Origin of the sequence: Sphingobium sp. SA916 (assembly GCF_002894065.1) — a bacterium.
GTDB classification, from domain to species: domain Bacteria; phylum Pseudomonadota; class Alphaproteobacteria; order Sphingomonadales; family Sphingomonadaceae; genus Sphingobium; species Sphingobium fuliginis.
The window spans coordinates 35,414-56,742 of the sequence record NZ_LXYF01000046.1 but is presented as its reverse complement, the minus strand read 5'-3'; the positions used below and the strand labels follow the sequence as shown (position 1 = coordinate 56,742).

Sequence of the window (21,329 nt, the reverse complement as noted above, 5' to 3'; positions counted from 1 at the left end):
TGAGCGGCGCGCTGCGCGTCACCGCCGCCGGCCTGGGCGGTGCTGGCGGCACGGGCCATGACGGCAGCGGCGGGCGCGGCGGCGATGCCTTTGGCGGTAGCGCGACGTTCGGCCTGACCGGATCGTCCACCCTGCTGGATGCCGGCGACATCGGCGTGCTGGCCGAGGCGCTAGGCGGGGCGGGCGGCCAGAGCGGCGTGCGCAGCGGCGCAGGCCTTGCCGGGGCGGATGGCGGCGACGCGACCGGCGGCACAGCGCTGCTCGATCTCAATGCTGGAGCGGCGGCGATAACAGGGCTCGCGCTGCGTATCAGCGGCAATGCCACGGGTGGCGATGGAGCCATCGGTACGGCCGGGCCGGTTGGCGGCAATGGCGGTGCGGGCGGCAATGGGTTCGCCGGCTCCGCCACCTTGCATATTGCGGATGCGCGCATGACGACTGGCAGCGCTTTGCCCCAGATGCCGGCCTACAGCATCACGGCGGTCGGCCTGGGTGGCAACGGAGCCGATGGCAGCGCGGGCAGCAATGCGGGCCTCACCGGCGGCCTGGGTGGTAGCGGCGGGAACGGCACCGGCGGCCTTGCGGCGTTCGACGCGGGTAATGGCGATTATGTGCTGGGCGGCCTCACCCTGCGCGCGGATGGATTGGGCGGGCCTGGCGGAATCGGCGGCGCCGGGCCGGCTGGCGCGTCGGCCGGGGGCGCGGCAGGCCTGGGCAGCGGCGGCACCGCCAGTCTTGCCAATGGCGATGGCGGCCTGCTGTCACCGGGCGCGCAGCGGCTGATCGACGCATTGTTCATGGGCGCGAGCGGTGACATGAGCGGGCTGGTCCGCTTCACCGACAGCAGCACCGCCGCGAACGGTGGGCTGCGCGTCAACGGATCGCTCGCGCTTTCCAGCCTCGGTGTTCCGGTGGCCGGATTTTCCGGGATCTCCTTTGCGGCGAGCAATGCCGTGCAGGTGGGTGGGAATGCCGGCTTCACGAGCGATGGACCGCTTTCCTTCGCCTTCACAGGGTCGGGGGGGCTGGCCGCGACCGGCGCCCTCACCGGAACTTCGGGCACGCGCATCGACCTGAGCCATGCCGCGCGGCCACTGGGCAGCGACAGCCTGTTTGCGAACAGCATCCTGTTCACGACTCCCGGCGATGTCACCCTGTTGACGGCGGGCAGCCTGCGCGCGGTGGCAGGTTTGACGATCCTCGCCACGGGGGGCAATATCGGCCTCGGCAGCGGCAGCGCCCTGACGGCGGGCGGCGACCTGCGGCTGTTCGCGCAGGGCAGCGTCAACGGCACGGGCGCTGCCGCCAGGGCGGGCGGCACGGCAGCCATCGGCCTGGGCGGGGCGGGCGACATAGTGCTGGGTGATCTGGCGTCAGGCACATTGCTCGATCAGGTTGATTCCGCCGGCAATATGTTGGGGACGGGCGGCATTGCGATCGGGGGCGACTTCGCCGTCTCCGGCCGGCTGGACATTGGCGCGGGCACCGGCACCCTGTCCGCCGCCAATATCGACATCGGGACGCTGTCCGCCGATACCCAGCGATTGGCGGCGTCCGGCGCTCCGGTCCGCATCGGCAATGCGCTGATGAGCGGCGATCTGATCGTCAATTCCAGCCTGCTGCTGCGCAATGCCGATATTGCAGGACTCCTCCAGGTGCGCGCGCCGGGGCCGTCGGGCCTTGCGCAGCTTGGCGGCGCAGTGGCGGCGGGCGCGATCGACATCGCCGCGGGCGCCATCGTCAGCAGCGGCCTGACGGCGCGCAATGGCGACCTGTTGCTGCAATCCTCAACCGACCTGAATGTGACGGATGCCCGTGCATCAGGCGCGATCGTCATGGCCGCCGCCAATCGCCTGACCATCGGCAACGCAGCATCAGGCAGCAGTCTGGCCCTGTCCGGGCAGGGGATCGACGCCGCCAGCCTAAGCGCGGGCGGCCAGAGCCTGCTGAACGCGGGCGCCGGCAGCCTGATGGTGGGCGACATCGCATCGGCTGGAGCGATAACGGCCAGCGGAGACGTGGTGAGTCTCGGCGCGACCGGCAACATGGCCGTAGCGCAGGCCACGGCATCGGCAGGCGCGTTGCTGTTGAACGCTGGCGGCGCTCTTTCCATTGTCGATGCGAGTGCGGGGGGCAATATGACGCTCACCGGCGGATCGATCGATGCGACCGCGCTCGACGCCACGGGATCGCTGACGGCCACCGCCTCGGGCGTGGCGAGTTTCGGCAATGTGACGTCGCAAACGGGCGGCATCCTGTTGAATGCGGGAGGGTTGCTGAGCCTGACGGCTTCCGTCGGCGCACGGACGATCACGATGGCGTCCGGCGACATCGTCCTTGGCGGGGCAGCGCGGATCGGCAGCCTGAGCGGAACGAGCCGCATCGTCTTCAACGCGGTGAACCTGCAACAGCCCGCTTATGTCGGCGGCAGCGACGTCGCCGGAACCTACAGCCTGTCGGCGGCGGAACTGGCGCGGGTAGCGGCGGCGGACATCGCCATCGGCGCGCCCGGGCGGGGCGTTGCGGGATCGCCCGACATCGTCGTGCGGGATCTGACCCTTGGCACCGCCAATCTGCCGGGTGGCGGCCTGCTAACGATCGGCGCCGGCGGGCATCTGCGCGTCGAGGGGGCGGTACGGCTGACCGGACGCTCGGGGCAGGGCGGGCTGATCCTGTCGGCGGGGCAGATGTTGGACATCGTCGCCGGTCCCGGCTCCATCGACATCAGCGACGGCAATGGCGGATTGGGCGGCGTCTTAACACTGGACAGCCCGAACATCATCGCCGCGTCCCTGTCGGCCATGGCGGACGTCGCTTCGACAGGCTCGCTCATCGCCAGGGAATTGCGGCTGGCGCAGAATGATGGGCTGGTGAACGATACGGGCATCCTGCGCGCGGGGACGATCCTGGCGAATGCGAGCCAGACCTTCTTCATCCAGAATAGCGGCCTCTCCAGCACGATCCCGGACCGGCGCGGCTTCACGGCCAATGCGCTGCTGATCGGCTCGGGCGGCTCCGCGTTGCAGATCGCCATCAACGGGCGGCTTGCCCTGCCCATGGGCGGTTTCGCGCAGGGGCTGGAGACGGTTCCGCTGGTCGCCGTCAATGGTTCCTATGCCCTGGGGTCGAAGGTCAACGGCTGTCTCATCGGCAATCCCGCCGCCTGTACCGGCACCGGCTTCGACAGCCGGGATACCTGGAACGGCGTGCTCGATCCTTCGGTGTCGGTCAGCCGCATCTTCACCCTCTCCCTCATCGAATTGCGCGACATCGTGGCGCAGGGCTATCCGCCGCTGATCGACGAGCCGGTGACGGGCGCTGGCAATGAGGATCTGTGGGAACGCTCCTGCGGCGGACCGGATGAACCGAACTGCGCGGAAGGCGGCGCGCGATGATCGGCGGACAAAGGTAAAACGGGATTGAAACAACGGGTTGAACCCGTAGAGAGAAATGCACGGCGGACGCAGGGGAAAGCGTCCGAATCAGCCGGCACGGGGGCGTGACGAATGGGGGGCGGTAAGCGCAGGGTGATAGGCAGGTCCTTGGGCGGCATGGCGCTGTGCGTCATGCTGCTGGGATGGCTGCTGCTGTCCGGCCTGCCCGGTGGCGAATGGGGCGTGGCGGATGCCGCGCCGGCGGCGCGCGCCTATACCGGCGTAGCCTCCTGCGCGGGGTCCACCTGCCATGGCCGGATGGAGGGGGACGGCAAGGTCGTGCGTCAGGACGAACTGATGCGGTGGCAGGAGCCGTCGACGCCGGGCGGTGCCCATAGCCGCGCCCATGCCGTGCTGAACGGCACGCGCGGCCAGCAGATCGCGGCGACATTGGGGCTGGGCGACGCCGCCTCCGCGCCGGCCTGTCTTGGCTGCCATTCCACCCCGGCGGCGGCGCGCGGCGCGCGCTTCCTGACGCAGGATGGCGTCGGCTGCGAGGCCTGCCATGGCCCGGCGAGCGGCTGGATCGCCTCCCACTATGCCGTGGGCGCGAGCCATGCCGCCAATGTCGCGGCGGGCATGACGCCGCTCGACCGGCCGCAGGCACGGGCATCGGTCTGCCTCGATTGCCATTTCGGCAGCGCGCGGGACGGTCAGTTCGTCACGCACCGCATCATGGCGGCGGGTCATCCGCGCATCTCCTTCGAACTCGACCTCTTCTCCTCCATGCAGGCGCATCATGACGAGGATGGCGACTATGCGCAGCGCAAGGGGCGGACAGACAGCCTGAAGCTCTGGGCCGTGGGGCAGGCGATGGCGGTGGAACGGGCGCTGACCCTCTATGCCGGGGAAAAGGGGACGGAGGGGGCCTTCCCCGAATTCTATTTCTTCGATTGCCAGAGCTGCCACCGCCGCATCTACGACCAGGCGGAGCGCAGCAAGACCTGGGAAGCCAATCCGGGCCGGCCCATTCCAGCGGGCATGCCGCCCTTCAATGACGAGAACATGATCCTGCTGTCCGCGGCGGCGCGTGTGGCTGCGCCGGGACTGGCCGGGCGCTTCGATGCGGACAGCCGCGCCTTCCATGCTGCGATTGCGCGGGATCGGGCCGGGGCGGTCGCGGCGGCGGGCAGGCTGGCGGGCAGCGCGCGAGCGCTGGCGGATGCCTTTGCGGCTGGCGGGATGCAGGGCGACATGGCCTTCGCCATCGTGCGCGAGATTGCGGGCAGCGCCATTTCGCCGCGCTTCACCGATTATGAAGGGTCGGTGCAGGCGGTGATGGCGGTCGACACGCTGCTCAACGGTCTGGTGAAATCCGGGCGCGTCACCATCGGCGCGGCGGCGGGCATCCGGGCGGACGTCAACCGCGCCTATGCAGCCGTCAGGGAACCGAACGGCTATCGCCCCGGCGATTTCCGCGCCGCACTGGGCAGCGCGGCGCGCAGCATCGGGGCGCTGCAATGAGGGCGCAGCATCATCGGCTGAGCGCACTCGCCGCGAGCGCAGCGTTGATCCTCTCCTCCTGCGGCGGGGGAGGCGGCGACAGCAGCGGCACGCCGACGCCAGCGCCCACCCCGACGCCAACGCCGGCCAGCCTCTATGGGACGCCCGCGCAGGAATCGCTGACGGTCGCGGATGTCGAAACCGTGGTGGCGCATGCCGTGGCGGAGGCAAAGGCGCGCAACCTGCCCGCCGTGATCGCCGTGACCGACCGGGTGGGCAATGTGCTCACGGTCTTCCGCATGACCGGCGCGCGGGCAGGCGCCACCACCAGCGCCGCACCCAATGGCGACAATATCGACGCGCAGAACCTGACCGTTCCCGCAGAGGCCGGCGCCATCGCCAAGGCGATCACCGGCGCCTATCTGTCGAGCGGCGGCAACGCCTTTTCGACCCGCACGGCGAGCATGATCGTGCAGCAGCATTTTCCGCCCGCGCCGACCACGGCCGGGCTGGAAAGCGGGCCGCTGTTCGGCGTGCAGTTCAGCCAATTGCCCTGTTCCGACCTTTCGGCGCGCTTCGTCTCCTCGGGCGCGCAGGCGATGATCGGGCCGAAGCGGTCGCCCTTGGGGCTGGCGGCCGATCCGGGGGGCTTCCCGCTCTACAAGAATGGCGTGGTGGTCGGCGGCATCGGCGTCATGGCGGACGGCGTCTATGGTTCCGACGGCAATGTGCTGGACGACGACAATGATCCGGAAGAATATATCGCGCTGGCGGGGACCCTGGGGTTCGAGGCGCCCGAGACTGTCCGCGCTGATCGCATCACGGTGGACGGCACCTCGCTGCGCTATTCCGATGCGGCCTATTCCGGGCTGATCGCGACGGGTGCGTTGAGCTTCGCCGCGATCAACGGAAGCGAAGGCGCGCTGGTCGCGGTGCGCGGCTATTATGGCGATCCCGCACCGATGATCCTGGCGGGTGTCGCTTATGGTACAGAGGCGTCGGGCGTCCGCCGGGCCCGGTCCGCCGAATTTTCCAAGACCGACGCCTTCGTCCTGACCGACGGGTCGGGCAATGACCGCTTCCCCATCCGCGCCGGAACCGACGCGGGCGATGTGGCGCAGCCGCTCACGACGGCGGAAGTGACTGCGATCCTCGAAGAAGCCTTCACCGTCATGAGCCGGGCGCGGGCGCAGATCCGCCAGCCGCTGGACAGCCGGGCGCAGGTGACGATCAGCCTGGTCGATACGCGCGGGCAGTCGCTGGGCATCGTCCGGTCGCCCGACGCGCCGATATTCGGCACCGACGTCAGCCTGCAAAAGGCCCGGACGGCGGCCTTCTTCTCCGGTTCCCATGCGGCGTCGGACCTGCTGGGCAGCAGCAGCGCCGATGTGGCGGCCTTCGTGGGGAAGGCGCGGACCTTCCTTAACGATCCGTCCGCGTTGACCGGGCGATATGCCTTCACCGATCGCGCCAATGGCAATCTTTCCCGTCCTTATTTTCCCGATGGCGAGGTTGGGCGGCCCAACGGGCCCTTTTCGCGTCCCATAGCGCAGTTCAACCCCTTCTCCACCGGCTTGCAATCGGCGCTGGTGGTGGGCGATCTCGCCGCCCATCTCGCCTTCGTGACGGGGGCCAGCGCGACAGACGCGCCGCAGCGCTGTTCGGCCGTGCCGACCGTCTCCGACCGGAACCGGGTGCAGAACGGCATCCAGATCTTTCCCGGTTCCGTGCCCATCTATCGCGGCAATGTGCTGGTCGGCGCCATCGGCGTGTCGGGCGACGGCATCGATCAGGATGACATGATCAGCTTCCTTGGCCTGCACAATGCCGGCCTGCGCATGGGCGGCGTCGGCAATGCGCCCGCCGCGATCCGCGCCGACCGGATCGTGGTGGACCTGGGCAATGCGACGGTGCGGCTGCGCTATGTGGGCTGTCCCTTCGCGCCGTTCCTGGACAGCGCATCGCAAAATGTCTGCACGGGGCTGTAGGGGATGGGCCTTGTCTCGCTCATGCCCCTGTTCGCGCTGGCCCAGCCGGGCGAGCCTGTGCCGCCCCCTCCGCCGGAAAACTGGCAGGAGCTTTTGGATGCCGACCGTCAATCCATAGAGGGCCGCCGTCGCCCCGGCTATGAAGCGCCGCTGCCCCAAGCCGTGACGCAGGACAATAAGGGTGCGGTTCGAGCGCCGCCGCCGGAGGCCTTTCCGACCGATCAGGTGCCGATCCCGGATCGCTGGCGCCTGATCGAAAGCCTGGGGGTGGTGAAGGAACGCTGGTTCGATCCCTATAACCAGAATATGCTGAAGGGCGACCGGCCGATCGACCGGGAAAAGGCGAAGTGGCTGCCGATCAAGGGCGACGACTGGTTCTTCGTCGCCAATGCAGTGAGCGATACCGTGCTGGAACCACGGACCTTCCCGATTCCGGTGGGCGTGCAGACGACGGAGCGGCCGGGCAGCATCGATGTCTTCGGCAAGGATGCGAGCTATGTGTTCAGCCAGACCTTCATCGGCGGCGTGGCGCTCATCAAGGGCGCGACCGCCTTCAAGCCGCCGGAGATCGAATATCGCCTGACGCTGGCGCTCAACGTCAATCATGTGAACGTGCCCGAACGCCGCGTGCTGTTCGTGCAACCCTCCCGGCCGTCGCGCCGCACCGACCATTTTCTGGGCGTGCAGGAAGCCTTTGTCGACTATCACCTCGCCAACACGTCGGACCGCTATGACTTCCGCTCGCTGCGCGTCGGTATCCAGCCCTTCCAGTCGGATTTCCGCGGCTTTCTGTTCAATGATCAGCAATTGGGCATCCGGCTGTTCGGCAATCGCGACAATAACCGCTTCCAGTTCAATCTGGCGGCTTTCTGGCGGTTGGAAAAGGACACCAATAGCGGCCTCAATTCGGTCGTGCAGTCGCCGCGCAGGGACTGGATATTCCTTGCCAATCTCTACCGGCAGGATTTCCTGATCCCCGGCCTCACCAGCCAGATCACCGCCGTCTACAACATGAACCGCGAGAAGCGGGACATAGAGATCGACGACAACGGCTTTCCGGTGCGTCCGGCGCTGCTGGGCGACCTGCGCGGGCGGGAATATGATGTCGTCTATCTCGGCTATAATGCCGACGGGCGGATCGGCCGGCTGAATCTGACGGGGTCGCTTTACGGTGCGCTGGGGGAGGATCGGAACAGCATCTTCACTTCGCGGCCCGCGCAGATCAGGGCTTTTTTCGCCGCCGCCGAAGCGAGCGTCGACAAGGACTGGATGCGGTTCCGCATTTCCGGCCTCTATGCCAGCGGCGACGGCGATCCCCATGACAATCGCGAAAACGGGTTCGATGCGATTTTCGAGAATCCCGTCTTTGCCGGCGCGGACACCAGCTATTGGATCAGGCAGTCCATTCCCTTTGCCGGCGGTGGGCGCGTGATCGGGATCAACGGACGCAACGGCATATTGAACTCCCTGCGTTCCTCGAAGGAACAGGGGCAGTCGAACTTCAACAATCCCGGCACGATGCTGCTGGGCGCGGGGGCCGATTTCGACCTGATGCCGGAACTGCGGCTGTCGGCCAACGCCAATCACCTCTGGTTCCAGAACACGGCTACGCTTCGGGCGCTGCGCAACGAGGGCAGCATTCCCAGGGCCATCGGCTGGGATTTGTCGACGGCGGCGATCTGGCGACCCAGGGCGACGCAGAACATCGTCTTCCGCCTGTCGGGCGCGACCCTGTTGCCGGGCGCGGGATTTCGCGACCTCTTCACCAATAGCGAGCGCAACAGGAACTATTATTCCGTGCTCGCCAATTTGATCTTGAGTTACTGATGCGTTGGCCTTTTTCCCCTCTGTCATTCCCGCGAAGGCGGGAATCCATCTCCGGCGCTGCGTCCAGACGACGGGGTGGGAGGTGGATTCCCGCCTTCGCGGGAATGACGGTGGCGGTGGTGCTTGCGGCGTTGCTCCTTCCCGTGGCTATCCTCTACGCTTCCGACGCCGAAAAGCCGGTCGAGCGCCACTATGCCCCCGCGCCGCCAGCGCCTATGAGCCAGACCGCCGAGCAGGTCGCGGCGAAATCGGACGGCTGCTATAGCTGCCACAGCAAGACCGACGAGCCGTCCATGCACGCGACCCCTGCGGTGATGCTGGGCTGCACCGACTGCCATGGGGGCAATGCGGCGGTGCGGGGCGATCCCGCATTGGGCTTCGAAGACCCCGCCTATGTCGCAGCGCGGGAGAGGGCGCATGTGCTGCCGCGCTATCCCAAGAGCTGGCACTATCCCTCCTCCGCCAATCCGCAGCGAACTTACACGTTGCTGAACCGGGAGGCGCCGGAGTTCGTGCGCTTCGTCAATCCCAGCGACTATCGGGTGGCGCGGGACGCCTGCGGGTCATGCCATATGCAGGTCATCGAGGCGGCGGAGCGTTCGCTGATGGCGTCGGGCGCGATGCTGTGGGGTGGGGCGGCCTATAATAACGGCATCGTGCCGTTCAAGAACTACATCTTCGGCGAGGCCTATACCAAGGATGGGAAACCCGCGAAGATCGTCTCGCCCGGCAGCCCGCCCGGCACGCTGACCGCCGAACAGAAGGCGCGCGGCGCCCTGGCGGAACTCTATCCGCTGCCGACATGGCAGGTGATCCCGCCCGGCGACGTCTTCCGCGTGTTCGAGCGGGGCGGGCGCAATATCGGCACGCAATTTCCCGAAATCGGCCTGCCCAATCCCACCGGATCGATCCAGCGGCTGGAGGAGCCGGGGCGGCCCGACCTCAAACAATCCAATCGCGGCCCCGGAACGGGTTTGCGCGTGGCGATTCCGGCGCTCAACATCCACAAGACCCGCCTCAACGATCCCTATATGTGGTTCATGGGGACGAACGACCAGCCGGGCGATTATCGCCATTCGGGCTGTTCGGGGTGCCATGTCGTCTATGCCAACGACCGCGAACCGCGCCACAGCCTGATCTACGCCCAATATGGCCGGGACGGGCAGACCGCCACGGTCGATCCCACCATCGCGGCCAAGACGAGCCATGGCGGATTGAAAGGCCCGCATGGCGAGACCGTCAAGCCGGATCATCCGGCCAGCCCCGAACACCCTGTCGGCGCCGTCAAGGAAAGCGGCCATCCGATCCGCCACGCCTTCACCCGCGCCATCCCGACTGCCCAGTGCATGAACTGCCACATGCACCAGCCCAATATCTTCCTGAACAGCTATCTGGGCTATACGATGTGGGACTATGAGTCCGACGCGCCGCTGATGTGGCCGGAAAAGCAGAAATATCCGACCGCCGCGCAAGTGCATGAGACTCTGGAGCGCAATCCGGAAGGGGCTTCCCCACGCGGCAAATGGGCGGACCTGGAATTTCTGCGCAACGTCTACGACCTGAACGACAAGGCGAAGGATACGCAGTTCGCGGACTATCACGGCCATGGCTGGAATTTCCGGGGCGTGTTCAAGCGCGACCGGGAGGGCAATCTGCTCGACGCGGACGGCAATATCGTGTCGGCCGACGATCCGGAAAAATGGCGCAGGAAGGGGGAGGACAAGTTCGTCCCCGTCGGCACCAATCCCGGCAAGTCCGTACACCTGATGGACATTCATGCCGAAAAGGGCCTGCAATGCGCCGACTGCCATTTCGCGCAGGACAGCCATGGCAACGGCTTCATCTATGGCGAAGTGGCCAATGCCATAGAGATCGGATGCAAGGACTGCCATGGCACGGCGGATGCCTATCCGACGTTGCTGACCTCCGGTCCGGCCGCGCCGCCCAAGGGCACCAATCTCGCCCTGCTGCGCAATCCGGACGGCAAGCGGCGCTTCGAATGGTATTTCGACGCCAGCGGGCGGCAACGGCTGATCCAGCGGTCGATCGTCGATCCGAAACTGGAGTGGGAAGTGAGCCTGGTGAAGGATTCGGTCGACCCCGCCAATCCGCACTTCAACGCCAAGGCCGCCCGCGCCAAGCTGGTGAGCCGTTCGGGCGCGGAGGATGGCAGCTTCGCCTTCGGTCCCGGCGTGGCGAAGGCGGACCGGGCGCATGGCGACGACAACATGGCATGCTTCACCTGCCACCTGAGTTGGACGACCAGTTGCGGCGGTTGCCATTTGCCCATCGAGGCGAACTGGAAGACGTCGCTCCACCATTATGACGGGGAGGAGACGCGCAACTTCGCCACCTATAACCCGCAGGTGGCGCGGGACGAGATGTTCCAGCTTGGCAAGCATATGACCACCAAAGGCAATGAAACCGCCCCGGTTCGTTCGACTTCGGCGCTGGTCCTGTCGTCCACCAACATCAACCGTGAACGCATCTACATCCAGCAGCCGCCCATATCCGGCATCGGCTTCTCGTCCCAGGCCTTCGCGCCGCATTTCCCGCATACGGTGCGCAGGACCGAGACGAAGACTTGCTCCGACTGCCATTTGTCGGCCAAGGACGACAACAACGCCATCATGTCGCAATTGCTGCTGCTCGGCACCAATTTCGTGAACTTCGTGGGGTTGAATGCCTGGACCGGGCTGGAGGGTGGGTTCGAGGCGATCCGCGTTACCGAATGGGATGAGCCGCAGGCGGTGATCGGCAGCTATCTCCAGAAATATGCCTATCCCGACTATTGGAAGCTGCATGTCGAGCAGAACAAGCGGGAACTCAAGGATTGGGTGCGCGGCAAATATTTCGACAAGAAGGCGTCGGGCGAGACCCATGCCGTAGAAGAGTTCCGCAATGTCGTGAAGGGCACGGCGGGGCGCGTCGGATGCCTGCAACTGCGCGGCGAATATATGTATGTGGCCGAAGGGAAGGGCGGTTTCCGCGTCTATGACGTGGCGTCCATCGCGAACAAGGGCTTTTCCGAGCCGATCCTGAGCGCGCCTTTCTCGAAGCTGGGTCACAATAGCGGCGTGCCGTCGAAGAACGCGACATGCATGGCGCTGGCCACCAACCAGCCGGTCAACCCGCTGCGCAACACGCCGGAACTGCGCCGGATCAATCAGGAGCAGGCGTTCCTGCCGATCTACAGCTATGCGGCGGTGACGGACAGCGTCGAGGGGCTGATCATGGTCAATATCGAGACCATGGCCGATGGCGAATTCCGCAACAATTTCCTAAAGCGGGCCGTGACCTGGAACCCCGATGGCGTGCTGAACGGCGCGCGGCACATCCAGCTGGCGGGGCAGATCGCCTATATCACGGCGGATGTCGGGCTGGTGGTGGTGGACCTCAGCGATCCGCTCCACCCCCGTCTCGCCGCCGTCCGCCCGATGAAGGATGCGCGGGCAAGCGCGATCCAGTTCCGCTATCTGTGGGTCACGGATGCGGAAGGATTGAAGCTCTTCGACGTGACGAAGCTCACCGATCCGGTGGTGGTGCCGTCCGCCACCGTGCCGCTGGCCGATGCGCGCCGCATCTATCTCGCCCGGACCTATGCCTATGTCGCGGCCAAGTCCGAAGGGCTGGCGATCGTCAACATCACCAACCCGTTGCGGCCGGTCGTCTACGCGAAGGAGACGTTCGGCGGGCAGATGACCGATGTGGAGGATGTGATCGTCGGCACCACCAATGCGTCGCTGTTCGCCTATGTCGCGGACGGCCGGAACGGGCTCAAGGTCATCCAGCTCACCAGTCCGGCGAGCCAGCCGAATTTCTATGGCTTTTCACCCGCGCCCAAGCCGGAACTGATTGCCTGGGCAAGGACGCCTTCGGCGGCTTTGGCGCTGTCCAAGGGGCTGGACCGCGACCGGGCGGTCGATGAAACGGGCGGGCAGATCGCGGTGTTCGGACGCCTCGGCTCGCGGCCCTTCACCCGCCCGGAAATGGAGCGACTGTTCCTGAACTCCAGGGGGATTCCCTATAAGGTCAGCGACGAGGTGGATATGAAGGGCTGGCGGCCGCCTCTGCTGCGCTGAGCCGGGTTTCAGACGCCCGGCACGCCCAATATCCGCGCCTCATCCCTGATCCGTCCCGCCTGCGCCGGATTGGCCGACCGCGCCTGCGCATAGGCCGCCGTCGCCTTGCCCGTCTCGCCCAGCGTCATGCGGCTGCGCATCAGCATGATCCAGCCGTCGACATTGCCCGGATTGGCCTTCAGCCTGGCCTCCAGGCTGGCCACCATGCCCTCGACCATCGCATCCTGCTGCCCCTTGGGAAGCTGCGCCGCGGCCTGCATCTGCTCGCGGCTTGGACCCGGTATCGCCGCTGCCGCCACGGACATGCCGGCGCCCATGGGAGGATGCGGTGCGGTCGGCTTCACCGCCGCCAGCCGCTCCGCGACATTGATGCCGTTGATCTTTCCCACCTGCTCTATCGTCCGGCGCAGATCGGCTTCCCATGGCGCGCCCGGCGGCGTGTCGCCCAGCAGGGCCAGCCAGTCGCGGATCGCGCCGTCATGATCCTTCGCCAGATCCTTGCGCACCGCCAGGAAATAACGTGCCCTGGGGTCCTTGGGGTCGAGCGAGATCGCCTTGTCGAAGGCGTCGGCCGCCTCCTTCGGCATGGGATCGCGCTCGCTCGCCATCACTGCCGCTTCGCCAAGCGAGGACCAGAAGGTGGCGTTCCCCGGCGCCAGCTTCGTCGCATGGCGATAGGCGCGCACCGCATCGGCATGGCGGCCGCTCTCGAAATAGGCCCAGCCCAGCCTCTGCCAGCCCTCCGCATCGTTGGGATTTGCCCCGACCCGGTCCTGTAGCGCGCGGATCGCCGCTTCCGGGTCGCTCGGCCCTTCGTTCGTCAGCGGCGAGGGCAGGACGGGCGCTTTCGTCTCCTCCGGCGCGTGCGTCAGATTATAGCCGATCGATAGGGCGGCGATGCCGACCGCGCCCATCAGGACCACGCGCCTCCAGTTCCAACCCATTATTCTTCCACTCCCCGGCTGTTCCCCGCGATCTTCTCTAGCGTGACGCTGCGGAAATGATAGAGTGCCGCCCGGGACAGGCATCCGGTAACAGCCGGAACGCAGGGGCATATTGGGGGATAATCATTGACTGACCGCGTGCGTATCGCGATCGTCGGATCGGGGCCGGCGGGGCTGAGTGCGGCCGCGCGCGCCGCTGCACTGGGGCTTTCGCACCTGCTGATCGAGAAGACGGACCATCTGTCCGACACCATCTTCAAATATCAGAAGGGCAAGCATGTGATGGCGACGCCCAGCCAACTCGTGCTGCGGTCCGACTGCGATTTCGAGGCAGGCAAGCGCGAAGCGATTCTCGACCGCTGGAACGCGCAGGCGGCGGACCAAGGCGTCAATGTCGCCTATAATGCGGAGGTGAAGGCGATTGTCGGCATCGGCGATCCCATCCCCGGCAGCATCCAGAAGATCGTCGAGCGCAGGCGCGACGGCACGACCGAAACGAAGGAAATCCAGCGGCTCGCTCCGCCCTATCGACTGACCCTGAGCGACGGGCGGGATGTGATTGCCGATGCGGTCGTCATGGCCATCGGCACGCAGGGCAATCCCAATCTGATGCGTGTGCCCGGCGCCGACCTGCCCCATGTCCAATATCAGCTGGACGATCCGGGGGAATATAATGACGAGCATATCTTCGTCGTCGGCACGGGCGATGCGGGCATAGAAAACGCCCTGGGCCTGGCCGCCGACGTGGCGCAGGGCAATGCCGTCACGATCCTCAACCGCTCGACCGAGTTCGCCAGCGCCAAGGCCGCGAACGTCAAGGCGCTGATGGCCGCCGCCGAAGCGGGACGCCTTGCCATCATGACCGAAACCACCACGGCGAAGGTCGAACCCGGTTTCATCACGCTCGACAGCCGCGACGGCGAGGTGAAGCTGAAATGCGACCGCATCATCGCCCGCATGGGTTCCGCCCCGCCGCGCGCCTTTGTGGAGAGTTGCGGCATTGAGTTCACCAGCGGCGACCGCCTGGCCTTCCCCAAATTGTCGCCGGTATTCGAAAGCACCGCCCCCGGCATTTTCGTAATCGGCGCGCTGGCGGGCTATCCGCTGATCAAGCATTGCATGAACCAGGGTTATGACGTCGTCGAATATATCAACGGCAATCGCGACCTGAAGCCCGCCGACGAACCCATACTCGCCGCCAAATTCGCGGGTTTGCCGGAAAAGAAGAGCGTCGCGGACTGGCTGGAGCATCTGCGCGCCAACGTCGCCATCCTGGAGGGCCTTTCTCCCCTCCAGATGCGCGAATTCATGCTGGACAGCGAAGTGCGCGCCTATCGCAGGGACGATGTGATCTTCGAGAAGTTCGATCCCGGCTCCTCGCTCTTCGGCATCGCGCGGGGGCAGGCGCTGGTGGAGGTCGCGCCGGGCGTCGACATACCCATCGACCAGGGATCGATCTTCGGAGAAGTCGGCCTCATTTCCGGCCGCCGCCGCGGCGCGACCGTGCGGGCGGGCGCGGACTCGATCATGGTGGAGGTGTCGCGCACGGCGGCGCTCAAGCTCATGTCCTCCAACCCGCCGGCCAAGCGCGCCATCACCCGCATCTCGACCGAACGGCAACTGCTCCAGATGTTCGGCGCCGGCCTGACCCCGGCGGATCTTGCCGACATTCTCGACACGGCGGAAATCCGGACCGTGAAGGCGGGGGAAGCGATCCTCAGCGAAGGCGACCTTGGCAATGACATCTATGTGATCCGGGTCGGCTCCATGATCGTGGAGAAGAAGATCGGCGGGAAAAACGTCTTCCTCTCCTATCTTCCCGCCGGCAGCTATGTGGGCGAAATGGCGCTGATCGCGGGCGGGCCGCGCACGGCCACGGTCAAGGCGACGGTCAAGTCGGAGGTCATCAGGCTGAATGGCGACGCCTTCGCCCGGCTGATGGCCGCCAAGCCCGCCCTGCTGGAACGCGCCCGCCGCGACATGGCGGCGCGGCAGGACGTCAACGCCTTCATCGAAAGCCGCAAGGACAGCTTCTCCACCATTGTCGACATGTATTCGGAAACGGCGAAGTTCCTGGTCGACAACGGCATCGGCGAAGCGACGGACGTGCTGCTGATCGACGAACATCTCTGTGTCGGCTGCGACAATTGCGAAAAGGCCTGCGCGGACAGTCACGACGGCCTCTCCCGCCTCGATCGGGAGGCGGGCCGGACCTATGCCCATCTGCATGTGCCGACGAGCTGCCGCCATTGCGAGCATCCGCACTGCATGGCCGACTGCCCGCCCAACGCCATCCATCGCGGCCCCGATGGAGAGGTCTTCATCGACGAGACCTGCATCGGCTGCGGCAATTGCCAGCGCAACTGCCCCTATGGCGTGATCCGCATGGACAGCGTGCCGCCCAGGAAGCCGGGCCTGCTGAACTGGATGTTCTTCGGCGCAGGCCCCGGCCCCGGCGAACCATCGAAGAAATGGCGCACCAAAAATGCGGAGCCCGGCGTCGCAAAGCCGAAGAAGGCCATCAAATGCGACATGTGCTCCGGCATTGATGGCGGCCCGGCCTGCGTGCGCGCCTGCCCCACCGGCGCGGCCATCCGTGTCGCGCCGGAGGATTTCCTGACGGTCGCCCGGCTGGGCGGGGAGGCGCGCTGATGGCTGCCGGAGCCGCCAGCCCCATTCGCCGCGCCAAGGGTGAAGTGCTGCATGACGGCTTTCTTCGTCACGCCGGTTTCCGCTGGCTGAAGATCGCGACGCTGATCTGCGTCCTGTCGATCGCCAGCTACATGCTGGTCGACGTCACGCCGCGTCATAATGGCGGCAGCTGGTACGGCTATACCATGGGCACGATCGGCGTGCTGCTGATCCTTTGGCTGACCCTGCTCGGCCTGCGCAAGCGGGCGATGACTCGGGGACGCTGGTCGCTCAAGGCCTGGACCTCCGCCCATGTCTATCTCGGCCTCAGCCTGATCGTCATCGCCACGCTGCACACCGGCTTCCAGCTCGGATGGAATGTCCATACCCTCGCCTATGCGCTGATGATGCTGGTGATCCTGTCGGGCCTGTTCGGCATCACCGTCTATGCGACCCTGCCCGCCGCGCTCAGCAACAACCGCGCCGAAATGACGCAGGTGCAGATGCTCGACGCGGTGCGCGCCATCGACCGGCAACTGCATGATGCCGCGCAGCCATTGACCCATGAACAGGCCGCGCTGGTGCGCCAGTCGCTGGAGGATGATCCCTTCGGCGGCGGCCTGATCGCCCGCCTGTCGGGCCGCTATCCCCGCTGCGCCACGGCGAGGGCGCAGGCTGCGCTGCGCCGCTGGACGGGCGAGACGCCCGATACCGGCAACGACCCGCTGGAGAGGATCGACGCCCTGCTGGAGCGCAAGCAGGCCATGCTGGCCCGTCTGCGCCGCCACCTGAAGCTGAAGGCGCTGCTGGAAATCTGGCTCTACGTCCATGTGCCTGCCACCTTCGCCCTGCTGGCCGCGCTGACCGCGCATGTCGTCAGCGTCTTCTTCTACTGGTGAGCCTGAGATGAGCTTTCTAGTCCGCCAGATCAGCCTCACCGCCGATGGCCGTGAGATCGTTCGCGCCGCCACCATCGCCCAGGCGCAACTCTCCCTTGGACGAGCGGCGGAAAGCGACATCCACTTGCCCGACCTGGCGCTGGAGCCCGACCATGCCCGGATCGAGCAGGTCGACGAACGCACCATCCGCGTGCGCGCCACCGGCACCTTGGGCTTCGAGCTGGAGGGCCGCACGGTGCTGCGTGCGGAGATCGACCCAGCCAAGGGCGCGGAACTGCGCTTCGGCGGTCATCGCGTCACCCTGTCGCGGGGCGACGACGGCGCGACCATTCTCTCCATCCGCCGCGTCGACGCCGTGTCAGAAGCCTCGGAGGAAAAGGAGGAGACGAAGGTCTTCTCCCTGCGCGGCCTGCTGCCCGGCAAGCGGCTGACGGCCTGGGCGCTGGCGCTGGCGATCCTGATCGGCTTCCTCGCCATTCCGATCTGGAGCTATGCCGGTCGTCCCGCGGACGACACGCGCAACATCTACAAGATGGTAGGCGACAAGGCCTGGTCCTCCGGTCCGCTCAGCCAGGCCCACCACGCCCTCGAAGGCCGCTGCGAAACCTGCCATCAAAAGGCGTTCGTCTCGGTCCGCGACAGCGCCTGCCAGACATGCCACAGGGATGCGCACGACCATGCACCGGCCGCCCGCATCGCCATGGCACGGGCTGAAGGGGGGCTGGGCGTCAAGCTGCTGGCGGGAGTGGCCGCCGCTTTCGGCAAGCCGCCTGAGGGCGCCTGCATCGACTGCCACCGCGAACATGAGGGCGCAGGTCCGATGCAGCCGACGCCGCAGGCCTTCTGCACCGACTGCCACGGTACGCTGAAGGACCGCCTGAAGGACGCGAAACTGGGCAATGCCGCCGATTTCGGCACCAGCCATCCGCAATTTTCCGCGCTGGTGCAGGCGCGGCCGGGCCAGCATCCCCGTTTCTCCCGCGCATCGCTCGACAGCAGGCCGATGGACGATAGCGGCCTCAAATTCCCGCACGACATCCACCTGTCCGCGAGCGGCGGCGTCGCGAAAATGGCGCGGACGATGAAGGCGCAATATGGCTTTGGCGACGCGCTTGCCTGCAAGGATTGCCACAAGCCGACCGCCGACGGCGTGCGCTTCCTGCCAGTGGACATGGAGCGCGACTGCCAGATGTGCCACAGCCTCGCCTTCGAGACGATCGGCGGCACCGTCCGCACGCTGCGCCACGGCCAGCCGGATCAGGTTGTCGCGGACCTGCGGGCCTATTTCCGTTCGACCGGCCCGGCCCAGCCGGCGGCCTTGGGCGGAACGGCGCGGCGGCGGCCCGGCGATTATGCGCAGGGGCGGCTCTACCATGCCTATTTCGGGGCGGCGGCGGCACGTCCGTCGCGCGCGGACGACGCCGTCACGGCGGTCTTCTCCAGGGGCGGCGCCTGCTACGACTGCCATATCGTCACGCCGCCGGGCACGAACGGCAATGCGGGTTGGCAGGTGCTGCCGGTGCATCAGCCGATGCGCTATATGATGAACGGCTGGTTCGACCATGCCGCACACCGGACCGAGAAATGCGAAAGCTGCCATGCCGCGCCCAAATCGCACGATGCCAAGCAGCTACTGCTGCCCGGCATCGACAGTTGCCGCACCTGCCATGGCGGGGAAAAGGCCAAGGCGGACGTGCCATCGGGTTGCGCCATGTGTCACAGCTATCATGCCGGCGATGACGCGCCATGGGTTCCCGCCAGCCGTTCGATCGGGAAAGATGCGGCCGACAAGCGGAAGGCGCTGAGCACATCAGCCTATCGCGTGCTGCTGCGCGGGCGGGAGCCCGGTTGAAACGGCGGAACCGGGCATAGCCTTTGCAGGAGCGGATGGCGCCGAAGAGTGGCCGAGGACACGAATAAGGGGAGCAAGGACCAATGCTGATCGCGCAGGTCACGGACATCCATCTGGGGTTCGATCCGGACAATCCCGCCGAGTTCAACCGCAAGCGGCTGGACCAGGTCCTGCGTGCCCTGAATGATGGTCCCAACCGGCCCGATCTGTTGCTGGCGACCGGCGACCTGACCGACCGGGGCGATGCGGACAGCTACCGCCGCCTCGCCAACGCCTTCAGCCAGTGCGATTTCCCGGTGTGGCCCTGCATGGGCAATCATGACGACCGGGCGCATTTCGCAGCGCATTTCCCCCACATTCCCCAGGAGGATGGCTTCGTCCACTATGCGATCGCGCAGGATGGGCGGCGGATCATCATGCTCGACACGCTGGAGCCGGGGCGTCATGGCGGCGCCTTCTGCGAGCGGCGCGCGCAATGGCTCGCCGCGCGGCTGGACGAGGACAGCATCACTCCGACGCTGATCGTCATGCACCATCCCCCGGTGGAGGTCGGCATCGACTGGATGAACACCCATCCCGAAGAAGCCTGGGTCCGGCGCTTCGCTGCGACGATCGCCGGTCGCCCCAATCTGCAAGCGATCCTCTGCGGTCATATTCACCGATCCGCAGTGGCGCCGTGGAAAGGCACGACCATTGCGATCTGCTCGTCGACCGCGCCGCAGCTTGCCCTCGACATGCGGCCAATGGACCCGGACGCTCCGGACAACCGCCCGATGATCGTTGCCGATCCGCCGGCCTATGCACTCCACCGATGGACCGAAGAGGGGCTGATCACCCATTTCGAAACCGCGGACGATCATGTGATGCTCGCGAAATTCGACGGCAGCATGCAGCTTCTGGTCCGGACGCTGATGAACGAGCGGCCCTGAGGCAAGGGTTGTACATTGCCGGACCGGTTTGGTTCGTTCCGGGCTGCTGCCGGATGCCTCGGCATGCGTTATCCTTGTTCACAATTGGATATGGCCGGGGCAAAGCCGGCAAAAGGAAGGAGCCGATATGTCGCGCATTTTCATAACCGGCAGCACCGAAGGCCTGGGACGTGCCGCCGCCGAAGCGCTGATGGACGATGGGCATGAGGTGATCCTGCATGCGCGTTCGCCGGAGCGGGCCGCGGCACTGGACGGGCTGGGCAACCGGTCCGGCGGGCTTGTCGTGGGCGATCTCGGCAGCGCCGCCGAAACACGCGACGTGGCCGTTCAGGTCAATGCCCTGGGCAGGATGGACGCCATCATCCACAATGCCGGGATCTACAGCACGGCGGACCGGGGACCGGCTGCAGCGGGACATGCGACGATCTTCGCCGTGAACAGCCTGGCGCCCTATATGCTCACCGCCCTCATCGATCGGCCGTCACGCCTCGTCTATCTCAGCAGCAGCCTGCATCGGGGCGGCGAGGGCTCCCTTGACGATCTCGACTGGGAAAAGCGCGAATGGGACGCGGGCAAGGCCTATGCGGAGACCAAGCTTCATGTCGCTGCCCTTGCCGCCGCGCTGTCGCGCCGCTGGCCGGATGTCGTCTGCAGCGCCGTCGACCCCGGATGGGTGCGCACGCGCATGGGCGGGGCCAGCGCGCCCGTCGACATAGACACAGGCCGCAGGACTCAGGTTTGGCTTGCCGCCAGCAACGACCCGGCGGCGCTGGTCAGCGGTCGCTATTGGCACGATCTTCAGATGGAGGAGCCGGCCGGCGAAGTGACCGACACCGGCTTTCAGGACCGGCTGCTTCAGAGGCTGGAGGAGATAACGGGCATAGGCCTGCCCTGATTGCGGCAGCCTGCCGGACATGACCTGCCGCCGCGATCAGGCGGCGAGCGCACCCCGCGTCGAGGAGATCAGAAGGGCCTCAGCCAGCGCCAGACATTGTTCGAGCGACGGGCCGGCCAGATGCGTGTCGCTGCCGTCCCAATGCCGGATGCTCAATTCCCAGAGCGTTCCGCTGTCGATGCAGGCGGCGCGAGCGTCCTGACCGGCGAAATGCAGCACGTCGCCGAGCCGCTCGCGGTGGAGAAGATGACGCGCAACCGTCGTGTGGCTTTCATGATGCGCGTTGAAGTGCAACTGGATATTTTCGCTATTGGCTGCCAACCATGGAAGAATATTGCTGTCGATCATCGTGCCTGCTTTGCATGATGCGGCCGGTACACAGATCGCCGCTTCTGGCGTATACTC

The 21,329-nt window shown here is 66.4% G+C and carries 12 protein-coding genes; 10 read left to right on the top strand and 2 right to left on the bottom strand.

Going from position 1 to position 21,329, the window contains the following annotated elements:
• From A8G00_RS14830 to A8G00_RS14810, 5 genes are all read left to right on the top strand, one after another.
• Window positions 1-3,395: beta strand repeat-containing protein (locus A8G00_RS14830; protein WP_367379456.1), on the top strand; the 3,395-nt coding region annotated here is incomplete at its 5' end.
• A gap of 111 nt (window positions 3,396-3,506) precedes the next feature.
• Entirely contained in the window at window positions 3,507-4,898 is a 1,392-nt protein-coding gene (locus A8G00_RS14825; protein WP_103001030.1) for a multiheme c-type cytochrome, read from the top strand.
• Window positions 4,895-6,865 carry a heme-binding protein gene (locus A8G00_RS14820; RefSeq protein ID WP_103001029.1) on the top strand — a complete coding sequence of 657 codons (1,971 nt, stop codon included), beginning with the start codon at window positions 4,895-4,897 and terminating at the stop codon, window positions 6,863-6,865. The genes A8G00_RS14825 and A8G00_RS14820 overlap by 4 nt, the downstream gene beginning before the upstream one ends.
• A 3-nt stretch (window positions 6,866-6,868) precedes the next feature.
• A complete protein-coding gene (locus tag A8G00_RS14815; RefSeq protein WP_103001028.1) occupies window positions 6,869-8,692 on the top strand; it encodes a hypothetical protein in 1,824 nt (607 codons plus the stop codon).
• Between the two features lie 104 nt (window positions 8,693-8,796).
• Complete coding sequence (locus A8G00_RS14810; RefSeq protein WP_103001027.1) at window positions 8,797-12,774, top strand: LVIVD repeat-containing protein; 3,978 nt, start codon at window positions 8,797-8,799, stop codon at window positions 12,772-12,774.
• An 8-nt stretch (window positions 12,775-12,782) separates the two neighbouring features.
• Here the strand turns inward: A8G00_RS14810 and A8G00_RS14805 are convergent, their stop codons facing one another.
• Window positions 12,783-13,718 (bottom strand): tetratricopeptide repeat protein, encoded by a 936-nt coding sequence (locus A8G00_RS14805; RefSeq protein WP_253258006.1) that lies wholly within the window; start codon window positions 13,716-13,718, stop codon window positions 12,783-12,785.
• A gap of 138 nt (window positions 13,719-13,856) precedes the next feature.
• Here A8G00_RS14805 and A8G00_RS14800 point away from each other — a divergent pair, with 138 nt between their 5' ends.
• The 5 genes from A8G00_RS14800 (at window position 13,857) to A8G00_RS14780 (ending at window position 20,924) form a co-directional block, all read left to right on the top strand.
• Window positions 13,857-16,370, top strand: coding sequence for a cyclic nucleotide-binding domain-containing protein (locus A8G00_RS14800; RefSeq protein WP_103001026.1), 2,514 nt, complete (start codon window positions 13,857-13,859; stop codon window positions 16,368-16,370).
• Window positions 16,370-17,248: a hypothetical protein gene (locus A8G00_RS14795; RefSeq protein WP_103001025.1), complete on the top strand. Its 879-nt coding sequence runs from the start codon at window positions 16,370-16,372 to the stop codon at window positions 17,246-17,248. Before A8G00_RS14800 ends, A8G00_RS14795 begins: the two co-directional genes overlap by 1 nt.
• 7 nt (window positions 17,249-17,255) lie before the next feature.
• Entirely contained in the window at window positions 17,256-19,100 is a 1,845-nt protein-coding gene (locus A8G00_RS14790; protein WP_103001024.1) for a cytochrome c3 family protein, read from the top strand.
• 83 nt (window positions 19,101-19,183) lie between these two features.
• The gene (locus tag A8G00_RS14785) at window positions 19,184-20,029 is read left to right on the top strand and encodes a metallophosphoesterase (protein ID WP_103001023.1); all 846 of its coding nucleotides are present in this window, start codon (window positions 19,184-19,186) and stop codon (window positions 20,027-20,029) included.
• Window positions 20,030-20,156: 127 nt separating this feature from the next.
• Complete coding sequence (locus A8G00_RS14780) at window positions 20,157-20,924, top strand: SDR family NAD(P)-dependent oxidoreductase (RefSeq protein ID WP_103001022.1); 768 nt, start codon at window positions 20,157-20,159, stop codon at window positions 20,922-20,924.
• Between the two features lie 36 nt (window positions 20,925-20,960).
• Here the strand turns inward: A8G00_RS14780 and A8G00_RS14775 are convergent, their stop codons facing one another.
• Complete coding sequence (locus tag A8G00_RS14775; protein WP_044660774.1) at window positions 20,961-21,272, bottom strand: hypothetical protein; 312 nt, start codon at window positions 21,270-21,272, stop codon at window positions 20,961-20,963.
• Window positions 21,273-21,329: the final 57 nt, after the last annotated feature.

Coding starts and splice junctions, on each gene's coding strand:
- A8G00_RS14825 (WP_103001030.1), top strand. CDS start 3,507: ATGGGGGGCGGTAAGCGCAGGGTGATAGGCAGGTCCTTGGGCGGCATG.
- A8G00_RS14820 (WP_103001029.1), top strand. CDS start 4,895: ATGAGGGCGCAGCATCATCGGCTGAGCGCACTCGCCGCGAGCGCAGCG.
- A8G00_RS14815 (WP_103001028.1), top strand. CDS start 6,869: ATGGGCCTTGTCTCGCTCATGCCCCTGTTCGCGCTGGCCCAGCCGGGC.
- A8G00_RS14810 (WP_103001027.1), top strand. CDS start 8,797: ATGACGGTGGCGGTGGTGCTTGCGGCGTTGCTCCTTCCCGTGGCTATC.
- A8G00_RS14805 (WP_253258006.1), bottom strand. CDS start 13,718: ATGGGTTGGAACTGGAGGCGCGTGGTCCTGATGGGCGCGGTCGGCATC.
- A8G00_RS14795 (WP_103001025.1), top strand. CDS start 16,370: ATGGCTGCCGGAGCCGCCAGCCCCATTCGCCGCGCCAAGGGTGAAGTG.
- A8G00_RS14790 (WP_103001024.1), top strand. CDS start 17,256: ATGAGCTTTCTAGTCCGCCAGATCAGCCTCACCGCCGATGGCCGTGAG.
- A8G00_RS14785 (WP_103001023.1), top strand. CDS start 19,184: ATGCTGATCGCGCAGGTCACGGACATCCATCTGGGGTTCGATCCGGAC.
- A8G00_RS14780 (WP_103001022.1), top strand. CDS start 20,157: ATGTCGCGCATTTTCATAACCGGCAGCACCGAAGGCCTGGGACGTGCC.
- A8G00_RS14775 (WP_044660774.1), bottom strand. CDS start 21,272: ATGATCGACAGCAATATTCTTCCATGGTTGGCAGCCAATAGCGAAAAT.